We start from the raw sequence: 16467 nt of genomic DNA on the forward strand, positions 1-16467 counted from the left end.
CGGTTGTCCGGACAGGACAAAGACAGAAACGACAGGCAGAATGATTCAATCAAACCGTGAAGTGCTCCAATGATGAACGAAGCCATTCGCGAAGCACCGATACTCGATGTTCGGCAGCTTGAAGTCGTCTACAATCGCGTCGCAACCGCGGTGCAGGGCGTGAGCATTTCCGTCGCGCCGCGTGAGATCGTCGCGATGATCGGAACAAACGGGGCGGGAAAGACCACGACTCTGCGCGCGATCTCCGGCTTCCTTGCCTCCGAGGACGTCGAAATCACAGACGGCAGCGTCACGTTCGCGGATCGGTCGATCGGCGGTCACCTGCCGCATGATATCGCGCGTCGCGGCATCATCATCGTGCCTGAGCGTCAGAAGGTGTTCGAGACGCTGAATGTCGAGGACAACCTTCTCTTCAACCTGTCACGCAGCAATCGCAGGATTTGCGATCAGGTCTACGCATATTTTCCCCGATTGGCCGAACGGCGCGCGCAGAAAGCCGGGCTGCTGAGCGGCGGCGAGAAGCAGATGCTTGCCATCGGCATGGCGCTGATGTGCGAGCCGAAACTGCTGCTGGTCGACGAACTCTCGCTCGGCCTTGCGCCCATCGTGACGGACGAGATCATGCGGATCCTCCAGACTATCAATGCGGATCTCGGTCTTGCGATGCTCATTGTGGAGCAGAACGCGATTGCAGCGTTGCGCATCGCATCCTTCGGCTATGTGATGGAAGGCGGTCGCGTCGTCTTCAAGGGGTCGGCGTCCGGTCTCATGAAGCACGAGGACATCAAGGAATTCTACCTTGGCGGGTCGGGGGATTCGGCCCGCAGCTATCGCGATCTCAGGCAATACTCGCGCAAGCGGAGGTGGTGGGGATGACCGGACCGAATGGCGCAAGGCTCGAGATCGACAATGTCACGCTGCGCTTTGGCGGCATCGCCGCGATAAACGGGGTGAGCTTTTCCGCTGAGCCGGGCGAACTGGTTGCGCTGGTCGGGCCCAACGGCGCGGGCAAGACCGCAATGCTCAACTGCATCAACGGCATCTACCGCGTGACGAGCGGCGATATAAGACTGGATGGCGAGAGCATCGTCGGCGGTGCTCTTCATCGCATGGTGGATCGCGGCATCGGGCGGGCCTTTCAGCATGCGGAACTGTTTCCCCACCTGACGGTGACGGAAAACTTGCTCACAGGCTGCCACACGCAGTTTCGGGCGGGTTTGTTGTCCGCGGGCATATATTTCGGCAAGGCGAAGCGGGAGGAGATCGCGCGGCGCGCGCGGGCGGAAGCCATCATCGACTTCTTCGAACTGTATCGTCAGCGCGACGAGCAGGTCGGCCAGTTGCCCTATGGGGTGCAGAAAATGGTAGGCGTTGCCCGCGCATTGATGATCGAGCCGAAGCTGCTTCTCCTCGACGAGCCATGCACAGGGCTGATCCGGGAAGAGCGAGAAAATCTCGCGCGATTCCTGATGCGGATCTGCCATGAGATCGGTCCGACCGTCATCTGGGTGGAGCATGACATGCAGATGGTCGCCGATCTTGCCGATCGCGTCGTGGTGATGAATTTCGGGGCGAAGACCGCAGACGGCGCGCCGGACGAAATCCGAAGGGACCCGGAGGTCATTCGCGCTTATCTGGGGCAGGGGGTCAACTGATACGGGACGCTTCGCAGGAAACGCCATCGACTGTTCGGGGACAGATGCAGGAAGGCGACATCGCCTCGATTGATTTTGGTGTCATGGTGTTCTAGGAGGCACCGCCAACCCCCTGCCTCGGCATTGAGCGCTGCCGGTGAGCGCGCAGGGAAGCGGCGACAGGTGCGGAAAGGACCAGCATGACCTTGAAATCCTCCTCGAGAAAGCTGTCGAGCCTCAGCGCAAACCAGACCGCCAATATTCCAACCACGATCAAGAACCCTGAGCGGGTCGCGCACCGGCGCACCGAACTGATCGAGGTCGCCACGAAGCTCTTTCTTGAAAGGGGATTTCACAACACCTCAATCAGGGACATCGTCCGGGCGTGTTCGTTCAACATTGCCAGCCTTTACATGTATGTCTCTTCCAAGGAGGACATTCTCTATCTGGTTGCGCAGGACCTGATGAACAACATCCAGCGGGAACTCGAGCAAACGACCTTGTCCAAGACGTCGCCCCGCCGCTCGCTGGAAATCGGTTTTGCCACCTATTGCGGAATTGTCGACAGGCTGCGGCGCCCCATCCGCCTGCTCTATCGCGAGGTGGGTCGCCTTCCGCCTGAATTGCGGTCCAATGTGATGGCGACCGTCGCCGATGTCGTGAGCTTCTACGAGCGCATCATTCAGGAAGGGATCGAGCAGGGCGTCTTTCGCAAGGTGCCGGCCCGGGCGGCCGCCTTGCAGGTGATGTTCTCCGCGCATGCCATTGCGCTGCACACCCGCGAGATAAAGGAAATCTTCGAGCTCGAAGATTACATCAAATACCAGAAGAAATCGATGCTTTCAGGCTTGCTGGCCAGCGGCGAGAACTGAGCGTACTCAGCACAGATGGGTGCGATTTCAATGCTCGTCCCGGTTGAGGGCCTTGTACGAAGGGCTATGCCGATAGTATTGACTGCTGGTCGAATTTGGTGGCCGTCCAACCGGACGCGACCGCCTTCAGAACGAATAGGAGAAGAATGCCATGAAACTGCTGCGCTATGGCGAAGCGGGCGCCGAAAAGCCTGGTCTGGTCGATAAGGACGGCGGGATCCGTGACCTTTCAGGACACATCGCCGACATCAGCGGAACTTCGCTCGATCTGGCCAGCCTTTCCGGCCTTGACCCGCTGTCACTGCCGGTGGTCTCTGGAAGTCCGCGCATCGGCCCTTGCGTGGGGGGTGTTGGCAAGTTCATCTGCATCGGGTTGAACTATTCCGACCATGCCGCCGAAACTGGCGCGACCGTTCCGTCCGAACCGATCATCTTCATGAAGGCGACGTCCGCTATTGTTGGGCCGAATGACGATGTTCTCATTCCACGCGGCTCGACCAAGACCGACTGGGAAGTGGAACTCGGCGTCGTCATCGGCAAGAAGGCAAAATATGTCTCGGAGGCGGATGCGCTGGACTATGTCGCCGGCTATTGCGTTTCGCATGACCTTTCGGAACGTGCGTACCAGATCGAGCGTCAGGGGCAGTGGACCAAGGGCAAGAGCTGCGACACATTCGGCCCGATCGGGCCGTGGCTCGTCACGAAGGATGAGGTCGCCGATCCTCAGAACCTAAAGATGTGGTTGAAGGTGAACGGCCAGACGATGCAGGACGGCTCGACCCGGACGATGGTCTACGGGGTTGCGTTCCTCGTTTCCTATCTAAGCCAGTTCATGAGCCTGCAGCCCGGCGACATCATTTCGACGGGCACGCCGCCCGGCGTCGGCATGGGCATGAAGCCGCAGCGCTATCTCAAGGCAGGCGACGTCGTCGAGCTCGGCATAGAAGGTCTCGGAACCCAGAAGCAGACCGTCAAGGCCGACGTCTAGGAACGCGCTGACCCTGGGGGCGGCAATTGGTCATGGCCCTAGCTATCCGTGGCCATGACCACGAAATCGTCGCCGGTGCGGGAATCGGGATGCAGTGGCGCATCCGTGAGAACCAGAACCATGCCCGCGTGCATGTTGGATCTCAGCGTGTCCGCGAAGTCCTTGGAGAGACCGATTCTGTTCAGGACGCTCTTTTTCTGAAAAAGGGTGGCCCCGGCGCCGCCGCTTCGGCTGACCTCGATCCACTGCAAGGCCTGCGAACCGCCGCGGGCCTGAAGCGAGAAAACATGGTTGCCGAGGGAGGATCCGCCGCTCACCGACAGTGGGCCTTGCGCGATTATCTCGTCGTTTTGAATGAGCAGGATCGACTTGTCCGAAGAGGAGGCAATGACCGAGGTGATCGGATATGACTCCGCTTCCGCCCAGTCGTCGGGATGCTTCCTGCCATCCTGCGAGGCGACAATATTTTCGAACTGCCCCGCTTCATAGCCGTCGAGCACCATGCCCGGCTCGGTCAGGTCGCGGGGATCGTTCGGACCCGCGATGATGACCGGCGTGCCGAGGTGGGTAATCGAGAAAAGGTCGGCGGAAAACGCCATCGGAAGCCGCACGCATCCGTGTGATGCGGGATAGCCGGGAAGGTTTCCTGCGTGGAGTGCAATTCCCGACCACGTCAAACGATTCATGTTCGGCATCGGTGCATCGCTGTAGGTGCTCGATTTGTGGAACTTGTCTTTCTGGAGGATCACGAAGACCCCGGTGGGCGTATCGTGGCCGGGCTTGCCGCTCGAACAGGTGGACACCGCGATGCGGATGCCGTTGCGGTAAACGTGAACGCGCTGTTGAGGCAACGATACGATGATCGCGACGGGACCCTTAACCTCGCGATCCGGATGCCATGTGAACTCGCCCGGACGCATGTCCTTTATTTCGGTTAGCCCCTCGACAGCGAGCGCCGCCGAAGTACCAAGCAGCAAAGTACCTATACAAAAGTCGCGCCGGTTGAGCATGCTTGCCCCCGCAAAGGTTCAAAAGAGAGAAATACAGCCGGAAATTGAGCTGTATTCTTAACTAAACCATAGGTCGCAGATCAATGGGTTCGGGCGCGAAAATTGTGCGCCGGTCAAGAATGCTTTCATGAGTGGCGCCAGGTATTACCCATTCGACAGCCACGCGAAAAATGGTATCGTCGCCTCGTCCGAAAACCTGCGGCGCGCCGCCGCTTTCCTCAACACAGCTTCTGACGGTTCTGGACACGATGTCCAAGCACACTGACAATCTGTTCGCGCGGGTTCTTTCCGTGTCGCCGGTTCTCGTACCTGTCGCGGCGCTCGGCGTGGGCGTGCTCCTCAGCATCAAGGAGGCCGCGCTCGGCCGCCTGCCGCTCGTGCCCGAGATCCTCTTGTGCGGTTTGGTTCTGGGTTTCGCCTTCTGGACGGTTTTCGTTGCCCTGCGGCATGCGGAATCGATTGCGCACCGGGTCGGCGAGCCGTTCGGAACGCTGGTTCTCACCGTTGCCGTCACCGCAATCGAGGCCTCGGTGATCGCGACGGTGATGTTGCGAGGTGAAGACAATCCCACCCTTGTCCGGGAGTCGGTCTTTTCCACGGTGATGATCGTTTGCGGCGGCATACTGGGCATCTGCCTCACAGTGGGCGGACTGCGACACACCCATCAGGATCTCAAGCGGCAGGGCACCAGCGCGCTGTTGTCGGTGGTTGTTGCTCTTTCCGTGCTCACGCTCGTACTGCCCGACTATACGCTGACGGCACAGGCGCGGGCCTTCTCCCCACTGCAACTTGTTTTCGTAAGCGGTCTGTGCCTGTTGCTCTATGGAAGCTTCATTGTTGCCCAGATGACGCGGCACCGCGCCGACTTTATCGACGAGGAAGTGCCGGGCAAGCATGACTCCCATGTGGATGCGACGGGCAATCCGGGCAAGAGCGTCCTGCTGCTCGGGATTGGACTTGTGGGCATCGTCCTGCTCGCGGAATATGTCGCGAGCGCGCTGGAAGAAGCCCTCGGCGCGCTTCAGGTCGGACAGACCGATGCCATTGTCGGCGCATTCATCGCCACGCTTGTCCTGATGCCTGAAACCGTCTCCGCGATAAGGGCGTCCCTCAATAACGAGTTGCAGCGCAGTCTCAATATCGCGCTGGGCTCCGCCTGTGCGACGATCGGACTCACGGTTCCGGTCGTTGCAGCGGTGAGTCTGTTCACCGGAACGGAGCTTACGCTCGGTCTCGGTTCCGGCGATATCGTGCTGCTCACGCTTGTCCTTGCCATCAGCATCATCAGCTTTGGAACGGGGCGCACCACGGTGCTGACCGGGGCCGTGCATCTGGTCGTCTTTGTGGCTTATCTGATGTTGATCGCCGTTCCGTGAGGCACTCGCATCGGCCTTCGCGGTCGGTCGCGCGCAACTCGGGCGGCTTTCCTGATTGACGCACCTCAATAATGAAGGCAAGTCTTGGCGAGGAGGATGACTTGTCGCGCCCTACAGTAAACGATCTCGCAAAAGCTGCGGGCGTCAGTCTGGCGACCATCGATCGGGTTCTGAACGCCCGCGCGGGCGTTCGCGAGCAGACGATCCGCCGTGTGAACGATGCCATCGAAAAGATCGGATACGTCCGCGATGTAACCGCCGCCAATCTGGCGCGGCAGCGCCGATACCGCTTCGCCTTCGTGTTGCCGGAAGGGCCGGGCGAGTTCGTGAGCCTGTTGAAAACCGCGCTCGCCGAAGCCGGAACGAGTTCTGTTATCGATCGCTCCGACGTAACCGTGGTGATGGTTCCGCCCAACGATCCGCATGTGCTCGTCAAGACGCTGAGGCGTCTCGGCGCGGCGGATGTCGATGGCGTCGGCATCCTTGCCCCGGAGACCCCGCATGTGCGCGACGAGATCGCCCACCTGAAGGAAAGGGGCATTGCCGTGGTCGCCCTCGTGTCGGACCTTCCGCACACCGGACGCGATCATTTCGTGGGCGTGGACAATATCGCAGCGGGCCGGACGGCTGCGGTGCTGATGGGCCGTTTTGTTGGAAAACCAAAGGGTTCGGTGATCGTCCTCGCCAGTTCGATGCAATCCAGCTCAAACATCGAGCGCAGGCTCGGCTTCGACCAGGTGATGGCCGCCCAGTTCCCCGGTCTTGAAATATTGCCGTCGCTTGAGGGCCACGGTGATCCCGATACGGTGCGGCGCGTCATGTGCAATGTACTCGGCGCGCATCCGGATGCGGCGGGCATCTATTCGGTCGGGACGGGCAATGGCGCGCTGGTCGATCTGCTGAGGCAGACGGGTCGCGGGCAGGGGCTGGTGGTCGTCGGGCACGAGTTGACGCGCAACACGAGGCAGGCTCTCGAGGATGGCACGTTCGACGCCGTGATCGATCAGAATGTCGGGCACATCGCCCGAAGCGCGCTGCGCGTCCTGCGGGCAAAATCCGACGGGATGGACATATTGCCGGCGCAGGAACGCATCCGGATCGAGATCATACTGCGGGAAAACCTTTACTAAAGCCAAGGCCGCACGGTGGCGGTCGCCGCTGCACAAAGACTCCCGGTTGACATGAGGTACGTACCTCAAATATGCTGCGCCACGGATCGCAAGATCTCGCACGTATTGGGAGGATTACGATGAAATCACTCGGACTCGCGTCCGTCGCAGCGCTGTCGCTCGCGGCGGCCTTCTCATCGCCTGCAAAGGCTGAAGACCTCACCCTGTGCTGGGCCGCCTGGGACCCGGCCAACGCTCTTGTGGAATTGTCAAAGGATTTTGAAGCCAAGTCCGGCAACAAGATGCATTTCGAGTTTGTGCCCTGGCCGAACTTCGCGGACCGGATGCTGAATGAGCTGAATTCCGGCGGCAAGCTTTGCGATCTCATGATCGGCGACAGCCAGTGGATCGGCGGCTCCGCCGAAAACGGCCACTACGTCAAGCTCAACGATTTCTTCGACGCCAACGGCATCAAGATGAGCGACTTCATCGACGCGACGGTGGTCGGCTATTCCGAATGGCCGAAGAACACGCCGAACTACTGGGCGCTTCCGGCCTTTGGCGACGTTGTGGGCTGGACCTACCGGAAGGACTGGTTCGAGCGCCCCGAATTGCAGGCCGAGTTCAAAGAGAAGTACAAGCGTGACCTCGGCGTGCCGAAGACCTTCGCCGAGCTGAAGGACATTGCCGAGTTTTTCCAGAACCGGCAGATCGACGGCAAGACCGTCTATGGCGCCTCGATCTACACCGAGCGCGGCTCCGAAGGCATCACGATGGGCGCGATGGACGTGCTCTACAGCTTCGGCTTCAAGTATGAGAACCCGGACAAGCCCTATGACATGCAGGGCTTCGTGAACTCGCCGGGATCGGTCGCCGGACTGGAATACTACAAGGCGCTCTATGATTGCTGCACGCCGCCCGGCTCCTCGAACGGCTACATGTCGGAAGGCATCGACGCCTTCAAGTCTGGACAGGTGGCGTTGCAGATGAACTTCGCCTTTACCTGGCCGGGCTTCGACAAGGACCCGAATGTCGGTGGCAACAAAACCGGATATTTCGTCAATCCGGCGGGGCCGAACGGCGATCAGTTCGCGCAGCTTGGCGGGCAGGGCATTTCGGTTGTCTCCTATTCGTCGAAGAAGGACGCCGCGCTTGACTATATCAAGTGGTTTGCCCAGCCGGAGGTTCAGGCGAAGTGGTGGGAGATGGGGGGCTATTCCTGCCTCAAATCGGTGACGCTCGATCCGAAATTCCCGCAAAGCCAGCCCTATGCGCAGACCTTCCTCGACTCCATGGCGATCGTGAAGGATTTCTGGGCCGAACCGAGCTACGCAACCCTGCTGCAAGCGACCCAGAAACGCTTCCATGACTATGTGGTGGCCGGCAACGGAACCGCGCAGGAGGCGTTGGATGGTTTGGTCAAAGACTGGACCGAGACTTTCGAGGACGACGGAAAGCTGTAAGCTTTTTCCGGTCGGGCGAGGCGCGTGTGCCTCGCCCGCAGCTCGGACGATATTTTCATTGGACTGGCATCATGACCGACAATTCCATCAGTCGCGGCAATGTTGCGGCTCCGACCGGGCTTGGCGCGAGGATAAATGGGCTTTCTGACCGGGCGCTTGCCTGGGTCTTTATCGCCCCGACGATCTTCCTCTTGCTGGCGATCAACATCTTTCCGCTGATCTGGACGATTCGCCTCAGCCTGACCAACTACAGGGCCAACCGCACCGGGGAAAATCTCGAATGGGTTGGATTGCGCAACTATCAGCGAATCCTGACCGATTCCGACATCTGGAATTCGATGCAGGCGACCGCGCATTTCCTGATCTGGACGCTCGTCCTCCAGGTCCTGATCGGGTTCGGGCTGGCCTATCTCATCAACAAGAAGTTCAAGGGCAACGATCTTTGGACGACGATTATCGTCCTGCCGATGATGCTCAGCCCCGCGGTGGTCGGCAATTTCTGGACCTTCCTGTACCAGCCGCAGATCGGCCTGTTCAACTATGCGATCGGGTTCCTGACGGGCACCGATCCGTCGGCTTTTTCGATGATCGGCGATGTCAGCCTCGCGCCCTGGGCGATCGTGATCGTCGATACGTGGATGTGGACGCCCTTCGTCATGCTGATCTGCCTTGCGGGGCTGCGCTCCATTCCCGATTCCATCTATGAAGCCGCCGAATGCGACCGCGCGAGCGCGTGGCGTCAGTTCTGGACGATTACCGTGCCGATGGCCTTGCCGTTTCTCATGCTGGCGGTGCTGTTCCGGGGCATTGAGAACTTCAAGATGTTCGACCTCGTGGTGCAGTTAACCGGCGGCGGACCGGGCAGCATCACCGAACTCACCTCGATCAACCTTAAGCGCGAGGCGTTTGAAAAGTGGCGCACCGGCTTCGCCAGCGCCTATGCGGTGATCCTGTTCGTCACGGTTTTCGGCCTCGCCTCGATCTATGTGAAGGCGCTGAACAGGGTGAAGCAGAGATGAGCTTTTCCGTCACGGAACCGTCACTCAGGCAAAAATGGTTCGCAGGCGTGCTGGTCATATTCTATGCCGTGGTCACGCTGCTGCCGCTCGTCTGGATCATCGCGACGGGCTTCAAGTCGCCCGCGGATGCAATCGCCTATCCGCCGAAGATTGTTTTCCAGCCGACGCTTGAAGGCTATGTGAACCTGTTCACCACGCGCTCTCGCGCCACGCCCGAAGCGCTGCAACAGCTCGGGCCACCGCAGACTTGGTATGACCGGATCGTGCGCCAGTACGACATGGTGATCTCGGGACCCAGCCGTTACGGCGAGCGCTTCATGAACTCCGTGATTATCGGCTTTGGCTCAACCTTCCTGTCGGTGTTTCTGGGCACGCTCGCGGCCTATGCCTTTTCGCGCTTCAAGGTTCCGCTGAAGGACGACTTGATGTTCTTCATCCTTTCCACGCGCATGATGCCGCCGGTGGCGGTCGCCATTCCGATCTTCCTGATGTTCCGGCAGCTTGGCCTGTCGGACACGCATCTTGGCATGATCCTGCTTTACACGGCCGTGAATCTGTCGCTGTCGGTCTGGCTGCTCAAGGGCTTCATCGACGAAATCCCGGTCGAGTATGAGGAAGCGGCGTTGATCGATGGATACACGCGCTTTCAGGCGTTTTACAAGGTGGTGCTGCCGCAGGCGACGACCGGCATCGCCTCGACTGCGATCTTCTGCCTGATCTTCGCGTGGAACGAATATGCATTTGCCGTGCTGCTGACGTCGGGGCAGGCGCAGACCGCGCCGCCCTTCATTCCAACCATCATCGGCGTCGGCAAGGACTGGCCCGCCGTCGCGGCGGGCGCCACGCTCTTCCTCGTGCCGGTGATGGTGTTCACGATCCTGCTGCGCAAGCACCTCTTGCGAGGCATCACCTTCGGAGCGGTCCGCAAATGATGCGTTTCGTTAATGGTCTGGTGCGTTTGCGGCGCGGCCCCTGGGAGATGGTGGCGACGGTGCTGATCGCGCTCGGCGTATTCATGCTGATGCAGCCCTTCTCGATCAATGCCTACACCTATTCCTTCGTCGTCACGCTCGCCGGGACGGTGATGTTCATCATCGTCAGCCATTTTCCGGAGTAGCCCAGTGGCAGAGATCGTCATTCGCAATCTCCGCAAGGAATTCGGCAATTTCGTCGCCGTGCAGGATTCGACCTTCACGGTGGCCGACGGCGAGTTCTTCATGCTGCTCGGCCCTTCCGGCTGCGGCAAGACAACCACGTTGCGCATGATTGCGGGGCTTGAACTGCCGACCTCCGGCCAGATCCTGCTGGACGGCAAGGACGTGGCGCAGATGCGCGCAAGCGCGCGCGACATCGCCTTCGTGTTCCAGATGTTCGCGCTCTATCCGCACATGAATGTGCGGCGGAACATTTCCTATCCGCTGGTGAGCCAGGGCATGGCCCGCAAGGATGTGCGGCGCAAGGTGGATGAAGTGGCGCGCATCCTTGGTATCGAGCGCATCCTGGAACGTCCGGTCGGCGGATTGTCGAGCGGCGACCGCCAGCGCGTCGCGCTTGGCCGCGCAATCGTGCGCGAGCCGAAGGCGTTTCTCATGGATGAGCCGCTCGGCGCGCTGGACGCGGAGTTCCGCGAGCACATGGCCGAGGAGCTTCGCGCGCTGCATGATCGGATGGGCGCAACCACGGTCTATGTCACCCACGACCAGCTTGAAGCGATGCAGATGGGCGACAAGATCGTGGTGATGAACCACGGCGTGGTCGAGCAGTGGGGCACGCCGCAGGAAATCTACGACGCGCCGGCCACGATGTTCGTCGCCAACTTCATCGGCTCGCCGCCGATGAATTTTCTCCGCTTCGAGGCGACACTAGAACCGGGCGCGAACATGGTGCGCCTTGCCGGTGTGGATACGCCGATTCCAAGGCTGGAGGCGGGAGTAAGCGGGCGCGAACTCGTGCTCGGCGTTCGTCCCGAGCATGTCATTCTGGGTACTGACGGCGCGTATCGCGGCAGGGTGCTGGCGACCGAGTATCTGGGCACGACGCAAATCGTGACGCTTGAAACTGCGAACGGAATGCTGAGGGTGCGCGCGCCTTCCGGCCAGCCCGTGCAGGTTGGCGAAACCCCTTCATTGTCCTTCAACACCGCCACGCTTTCCATCTTCGATGCCGGTACAGGGCAGGCAATGAAAGTCGACCGGGCGAGCCTGCGCGCCGCGAGAAGGGAGAAGTCCCATGGCTGAGGTTGTGCTTTCCGGCCTGACAAAACGCTTTGGCGACACCGAGGCCGTCACAAACGTGTCGATGACCATACCGGACGGCGCATTCGTGGTGCTGCTCGGCCCCACGGGCGCGGGCAAGACGACGACTCTGCGGCTCATCGCGGGGCTGGAACAGGCGGATGCGGGCAGCATCGCCATCGACGGGCGCGATGTCGCGCATGTGACGCCTGCGCAGCGCAATGTCGCGATGGTGTTCCAGCAGTACTCGCTCTATCCGCACCTGACCGTACGCGAGAACCTTGCATTTCCGCTGAAGTCTCCGCTGAGCCGCACGCCGCAGGCCGAGATCGAGAAACGCGTCGGCGAGGTGGCTTCGGTGCTTCAAATCGCGCACAAGCTCGACAATCGGGCGACCGCGCTTTCCGGCGGCGAGATGCAGCGCGTTTCAATCGGGCGCGCGCTGGTCCGCAAGCCGCACATCTACCTGATGGATGAACCCCTGAGTTCGCTGGACGCCAAGCTGCGCGCGGATTTGCGGCTGGAGCTGAAGCGCATCCACGCCGACCTCGGCGCGACGCTGCTCTATGTCACCCACGACCAGATCGAGGCGATGACCATGGGCACGCATATCGGTGTGCTGGACGAGGGCAGGCTGGTGCAGTTCGGCTCGCCGCGCGAGATCTACGAGAATCCGGCCAGCCTCTATGTCGCGACGCGCCTTGGCCAGCCGAGGATCAACACCTTGCCTGCGGCCACATTCGGTTCGGCGCCCGCCGGTGCAGTGTTTATCGGCCTGCGGCCCGAACATATAGTCACGGGGGAGGGGCGCGATGCAAAGGTCACGCGCGTGGAGCATCTCGGCGACCAGACGCGGCTGCATCTTTCGCTCGACGGCCACGCCATCGTCACACTCACCGATCCCCATACGCCTTTGGCGGTTGACGACACAGTTTCGATCCGGCCCAAAAACCCGCTTTACTTCGCAGAAAACGGCACCCGCCTCTAAAGGAGCCTGACATGTCGCATTTCATGAATTCCCGCGAGACCGTTGTGACGCAGGCGATTGACGGCGTGCTGCGTGGAGCGGGTGGGCGGCTCGCCCGGCTTGACGGATATCCGCACATCAAGGTCGTGGTTCGCACGGACTGGGACAAGTCGAAGGTGGCGCTGGTTTCCGGCGGCGGTTCCGGCCACGAGCCCGCCCATGTCGGCTTCGTCGGTCAGGGCATGTTGACGGCGGCGGTGTGTGGCGACGTGTTTGCCTCGCCTTCCGTCGATGCCGTGCTGGCAGCGATCCTTTCCGTGACCGGCAAGGCGGGATGTCTGCTGATCGTGAAGAACTATACCGGAGACCGGCTGAATTTCGGCCTTGCGGCGGAGCGCGCTCGGACATTCGGTCTCAATGTCAGCATGGTGATCGTTGACGACGATATTGCTTTGCCGGACCTGCCGCAGGCGCGCGGCGTCGCCGGAACGCTGTTCGTCCACAAGATCGCGGGTGCGCTGGCGGAAGCCGGCGAGGGGCTGGAGAACATCACCACCGTCGCGCGACGGGTGATCGACGGGGCCGTGTCCATCGGCATGTCGCTGGACACCTGCACCATTCCCGGCTCCCCAAAGGAAAATCGCATCCTCGAGGGCCATGCGGAACTCGGCCTTGGCATTCACGGCGAGGCAGGCATCGAGCAGGTCGGCTTCGAGGGCGCGCGGCAGGCGGTGGAGATCATGGCCGGCAGGTTGGCTCCGCACATCAAGCCTGGACCGCATGCGATGCTGCTGAACAATCTCGGTGGAACGACGCAACTCGAAATGTCGATCCTGGCGGAAGAGCTTGCGCGCTCGCACATTGCCGATCAGGTGAAGTGGATCGTCGGTCCCGCCGCGATGATGACCTCGCTCAACATGCAGGGCTTCTCCATTTCGCTGTTGCCGGTCACCAAGGATCTGGAACGAGCGCTGCTTGCGCCCGCCGCACCTACGGCCTGGCCGGGGCTGGACCCGTTCGGTTCCGTGGATATCTATCCGCTGCCGGACGGGCTGACGCCGATCCAGCCGATCCCGTCCGCACATGCCGAACGCGCCGCGCTGATCGAGCGTTGTTGCGACATTCTCATCGGGGCCGAGCACCAGTTGAATCTGCTCGATTCCAAATCGGGAGACGGCGACACGGGGACCACCCTTGCCACGGCTGCCAAGGCGCTCAAATCCGCGCTTCCACGCCTGCCCCTTGCAGATACGACCCAGTTGTTCCGGGCTATCGGCATGGAACTATCGCAGACCATGGGCGGCTCTTCCGGCGTCCTGCTGGCAATCTTTTTCGCGGCAGCGGGCGATGCATCCGCCGGCGGCAAGGATTGGGTCGACGGGTTGTCGGCGGGGCTTGACCGCATCCGGCAGGTGGGTGGCGCGAATCCCGGTGACCGCACGATGATAGACGCATTGGTTCCCGCCCTTGCGAAGTTGCGCGACGGTGTCGGCGCGGCTGCATCCGCAGCGCGCGAGGGCGCAAACTACACCGCCACGATCGGACATGCGAAGGCCGGTCGCGCGACATATATCGCCGAAGAAAAGATACTCGGCCACAACGATCCGGGCGCGGAAGCAGTGGCCGTGCTGTTTGAAAAGCTCCGGGCGTGAGTGACGGAGATTTCCAGCGACAGATTTGCCGGAAATGCAGTATGTACGCAGCAGTCCATCGCATGTGAAATGAGAGGCCTGCCGTGCCAACTGGTCCAAAGCCGTCGCTTACGCGTGAACGGGCACGCGACGATCACTGGCAGATGTTGCGGTTCATGCTGCTGCATGCCGGGCTCGGATGCCTGATTGGCGCGATCACCGCCGCCATTATCATCTATCTCGATCTCGGCGGAATCGGAACGCTCATTTCGCATTCGTCAAACCCGGTCATCCCGATACTGCTGATTGTCGTGCCGTTCGCATCCATCTTCGGCGGCGCTGTCACGGCTTCGGCAATTGTCCTGATGCCTTACGAGAAGAAGTTCAAAGACTAGCCGTCTTCCCGGCAGCGACAGTCCATCCGCGCCGTTTGCCTCCGCCCCGTTTCGATCTCTGCACCCTTGCCACACGTATTGGTGGAATAGTGGGGCATTTTAGGGGGTGGACTGCACCTATGCGTGCAGATAAGCACTCGTCCTCAATTGGAATCGAGAAGGTTCGATGAATGGGCGAGCGGCCCCTCAATGCGATTTGGGATGCGATAGATGATGTCCGACGCGGGTTCGGATATCATGAGTTCTGGCGCACCTTTGCGGTCGATGAGATCGTGTCCAGATATCGTCGGTCGCGGCTCGGCCAGTTCTGGATCACGCTGAGCGTCGCCATTTTCATCATCGTCATCGGCGGCATGTATCGCGGCCTGTTGGCGCATTCCGACAATGACTATTTTGCCTATATGGCCATCGGCTATATTATATGGATTTATATAAATGACATCGTAAACAGAAGCGGCGCGATCTTCACGTCCAACAAGCAATTCATCATGCAGAGCGCGCTTCCGTACAGCGTATATTCCTACAGGTTGGTCCTGACGGAAATATATGTCACGGCGCATCATCTCGTCATCCTTGTGCCGATATTCCTTTATCTCAAGATTTTCCCGTCACTGTTCGACTTCGCTGGGGCGATATTCGGAGTGGCGCTGATTGTCTACTCGTCATTCTGGATCTCCATGATCCTCGGTATAATGTCCCTCCGGTTTCGGGACCTCGTGCCGATTACCCAGTCGATCATGCGGATGATCTTTTTTGCCACGCCGATAATCTGGCGCGAAAAGCAACTCGGTGGCTTCGGCGGCGTCATAAACGCCATCAATCCGGTGCGATATTATATTGCGGTGGTCCGGGGACCTTTGCTGGGCGAAGAGGTGGCTCCGCAAATCTATCTGGTTACAATCGGGTTGGCCCTGCTGCTGACCATACTCGGAATAGGCCTGCTCGCGGCAACGCGGCGAAAGATCGCTTATTGGCTATGACAGAACCGCTCATTTCGGTCGACCACGTCTCGGTGACCTTTCCGATCTTCGACCGTCCTTCAAGGACGCTGACGGGACGCCTGGCGCGGGGCAACTTCCACGCGCCCGCCAAGCACTTCGAAGCGCTCAAGGATGTAACGTTCAGCGTTCCGGCGGGCGAAAACGTCGGATTGATCGGCCACAACGGGGCGGGCAAATCGACACTTCTCAGGACCATCGGGGGCATTTACGTGCCTTCGCGCGGAACGATCACAAGGCGCGGCAAGGTCAGGTGCCTTTTCGAGATATCGGCTGGCGTGAACGGCGACGCGACCGGATATGAGAACATCCCCTTGCTGGCGGCGGCCAATGGCATCCCGCTTGCGAAGGTTCCCCAGCTCGTCACGGATGTCGAGGAATTTACGGAACTTGGCGAAGCGCTGTCGCGCCCCGTTCGAACTTATTCGTCGGGAATGCGGTTGAGAATTGCATTTGCTATCGCGACCGCCGTGCATTCCGATATTCTGCTCATGGACGAGGTTATCGGCGTGGGTGACCGCAATTTTCGCGACAAGGCCCGGATCAGAATTGAATCGATGATGGAACGTGCGGGAACGCTGCTGCTGGCTTCACACAGCGAGGCATATCTCAAGACATACTGCCAGCGGGGTCTGGTTTTCGAAAAAGGCAGGATTCTCTTCGATGGAAAGATCGGTGAGGCAATCTCCTTCTTCAACGGTCGGCCCAATCCACACTAGAATAGGTCTCGCGACCCAAGCTCGCGCATTTCGCAGATGCGCCAAACCTAGA

17 protein-coding genes are annotated in these 16467 nt (G+C 60.3%); 16 read left to right on the top strand and 1 reads right to left on the bottom strand.

Annotated elements, in window-relative coordinates; all coding sequences use genetic code 11:
- Nucleotides 1-69: 69 nt before the first annotated feature.
- The 4 genes from M9924_12900 to M9924_12915 all read left to right on the top strand — a co-directional run bounded on the left by M9924_12900 (nt 70) and on the right by M9924_12915 (nt 3494).
- Complete coding sequence (locus M9924_12900) at nt 70-876, top strand: ABC transporter ATP-binding protein (GenBank protein ID MCO5065294.1); 807 nt, start codon at nt 70-72, stop codon at nt 874-876.
- Nucleotides 873-1655 carry an ABC transporter ATP-binding protein gene (locus M9924_12905; GenBank protein MCO5065295.1) on the top strand — a complete coding sequence of 261 codons (783 nt, stop codon included), beginning with the start codon at nt 873-875 and terminating at the stop codon, nt 1653-1655. The genes M9924_12900 and M9924_12905 overlap by 4 nt, the downstream gene beginning before the upstream one ends.
- Nucleotides 1656-1834: 179 nt before the next feature.
- A complete protein-coding gene (locus M9924_12910) occupies nt 1835-2506 on the top strand; it encodes a TetR/AcrR family transcriptional regulator (GenBank protein ID MCO5065296.1) in 672 nt (223 codons plus the stop codon).
- A gap of 151 nt (nt 2507-2657) precedes the next feature.
- On the top strand, nt 2658-3494 hold the full coding sequence (locus tag M9924_12915) for a fumarylacetoacetate hydrolase family protein (protein ID MCO5065297.1): 837 nt from the start codon (nt 2658-2660) through the stop codon (nt 3492-3494).
- A gap of 38 nt (nt 3495-3532) precedes the next feature.
- Here the strand turns inward: M9924_12915 and M9924_12920 are convergent, their stop codons facing one another.
- A complete protein-coding gene (locus tag M9924_12920; protein MCO5065298.1) occupies nt 3533-4504 on the bottom strand; it encodes a L,D-transpeptidase in 972 nt (323 codons plus the stop codon).
- Nucleotides 4505-4752: 248 nt separating this feature from the next.
- On the opposite strand from M9924_12920, the gene M9924_12925 reads away from it, so the two are divergent.
- The 12 genes from M9924_12925 to M9924_12980 all read left to right on the top strand — a co-directional run bounded on the left by M9924_12925 (nt 4753) and on the right by M9924_12980 (nt 16415).
- Entirely contained in the window at nt 4753-5880 is a 1128-nt protein-coding gene (locus M9924_12925) for an ionic transporter (protein MCO5065299.1), read from the top strand.
- Nucleotides 5881-5981: 101 nt separating this feature from the next.
- Nucleotides 5982-7010, top strand: a complete 1029-nt coding sequence (locus M9924_12930) for a LacI family DNA-binding transcriptional regulator (protein MCO5065300.1) — start codon at nt 5982-5984, stop codon at nt 7008-7010.
- 119 nt (nt 7011-7129) lie between these two features.
- Nucleotides 7130-8452: an extracellular solute-binding protein gene (locus tag M9924_12935; protein MCO5065301.1), complete on the top strand. Its 1323-nt coding sequence runs from the start codon at nt 7130-7132 to the stop codon at nt 8450-8452.
- 71 nt (nt 8453-8523) lie between these two features.
- Entirely contained in the window at nt 8524-9471 is a 948-nt protein-coding gene (locus M9924_12940; GenBank protein MCO5065302.1) for a sugar ABC transporter permease, read from the top strand.
- Nucleotides 9468-10403 (top strand): carbohydrate ABC transporter permease, encoded by a 936-nt coding sequence (locus M9924_12945; protein ID MCO5065303.1) that lies wholly within the window; start codon nt 9468-9470, stop codon nt 10401-10403. Before M9924_12940 ends, M9924_12945 begins: the two co-directional genes overlap by 4 nt.
- The gene (locus M9924_12950) at nt 10400-10588 is read left to right on the top strand and encodes a hypothetical protein (GenBank protein ID MCO5065304.1); all 189 of its coding nucleotides are present in this window, start codon (nt 10400-10402) and stop codon (nt 10586-10588) included. The genes M9924_12945 and M9924_12950 overlap by 4 nt, the downstream gene beginning before the upstream one ends.
- Before the next feature lie 4 nt (nt 10589-10592).
- The gene (locus M9924_12955; GenBank protein ID MCO5065305.1) at nt 10593-11708 is read left to right on the top strand and encodes an ABC transporter ATP-binding protein; all 1116 of its coding nucleotides are present in this window, start codon (nt 10593-10595) and stop codon (nt 11706-11708) included.
- A complete protein-coding gene (locus M9924_12960; GenBank protein MCO5065306.1) occupies nt 11701-12693 on the top strand; it encodes an ABC transporter ATP-binding protein in 993 nt (330 codons plus the stop codon). The genes M9924_12955 and M9924_12960 overlap by 8 nt, the downstream gene beginning before the upstream one ends.
- A gap of 11 nt (nt 12694-12704) precedes the next feature.
- Nucleotides 12705-14324, top strand: coding sequence for a dihydroxyacetone kinase subunit DhaK (locus M9924_12965; GenBank protein MCO5065307.1), 1620 nt, complete (start codon nt 12705-12707; stop codon nt 14322-14324).
- Between the two features lie 83 nt (nt 14325-14407).
- Nucleotides 14408-14698, top strand: coding sequence for a hypothetical protein (locus M9924_12970; protein MCO5065308.1), 291 nt, complete (start codon nt 14408-14410; stop codon nt 14696-14698).
- A 170-nt stretch (nt 14699-14868) separates the two neighbouring features.
- Entirely contained in the window at nt 14869-15678 is an 810-nt protein-coding gene (locus tag M9924_12975) for an ABC transporter permease (GenBank protein MCO5065309.1), read from the top strand.
- Entirely contained in the window at nt 15675-16415 is a 741-nt protein-coding gene (locus tag M9924_12980) for an ABC transporter ATP-binding protein (protein ID MCO5065310.1), read from the top strand. The genes M9924_12975 and M9924_12980 overlap by 4 nt, the downstream gene beginning before the upstream one ends.
- The last annotated feature ends 52 nt before the right edge of the window (nt 16416-16467 follow it).

Source organism: Rhizobiaceae bacterium (genome assembly GCA_023953835.1).
GTDB lineage: Bacteria > Pseudomonadota > Alphaproteobacteria > Rhizobiales > Rhizobiaceae > Mesorhizobium_G.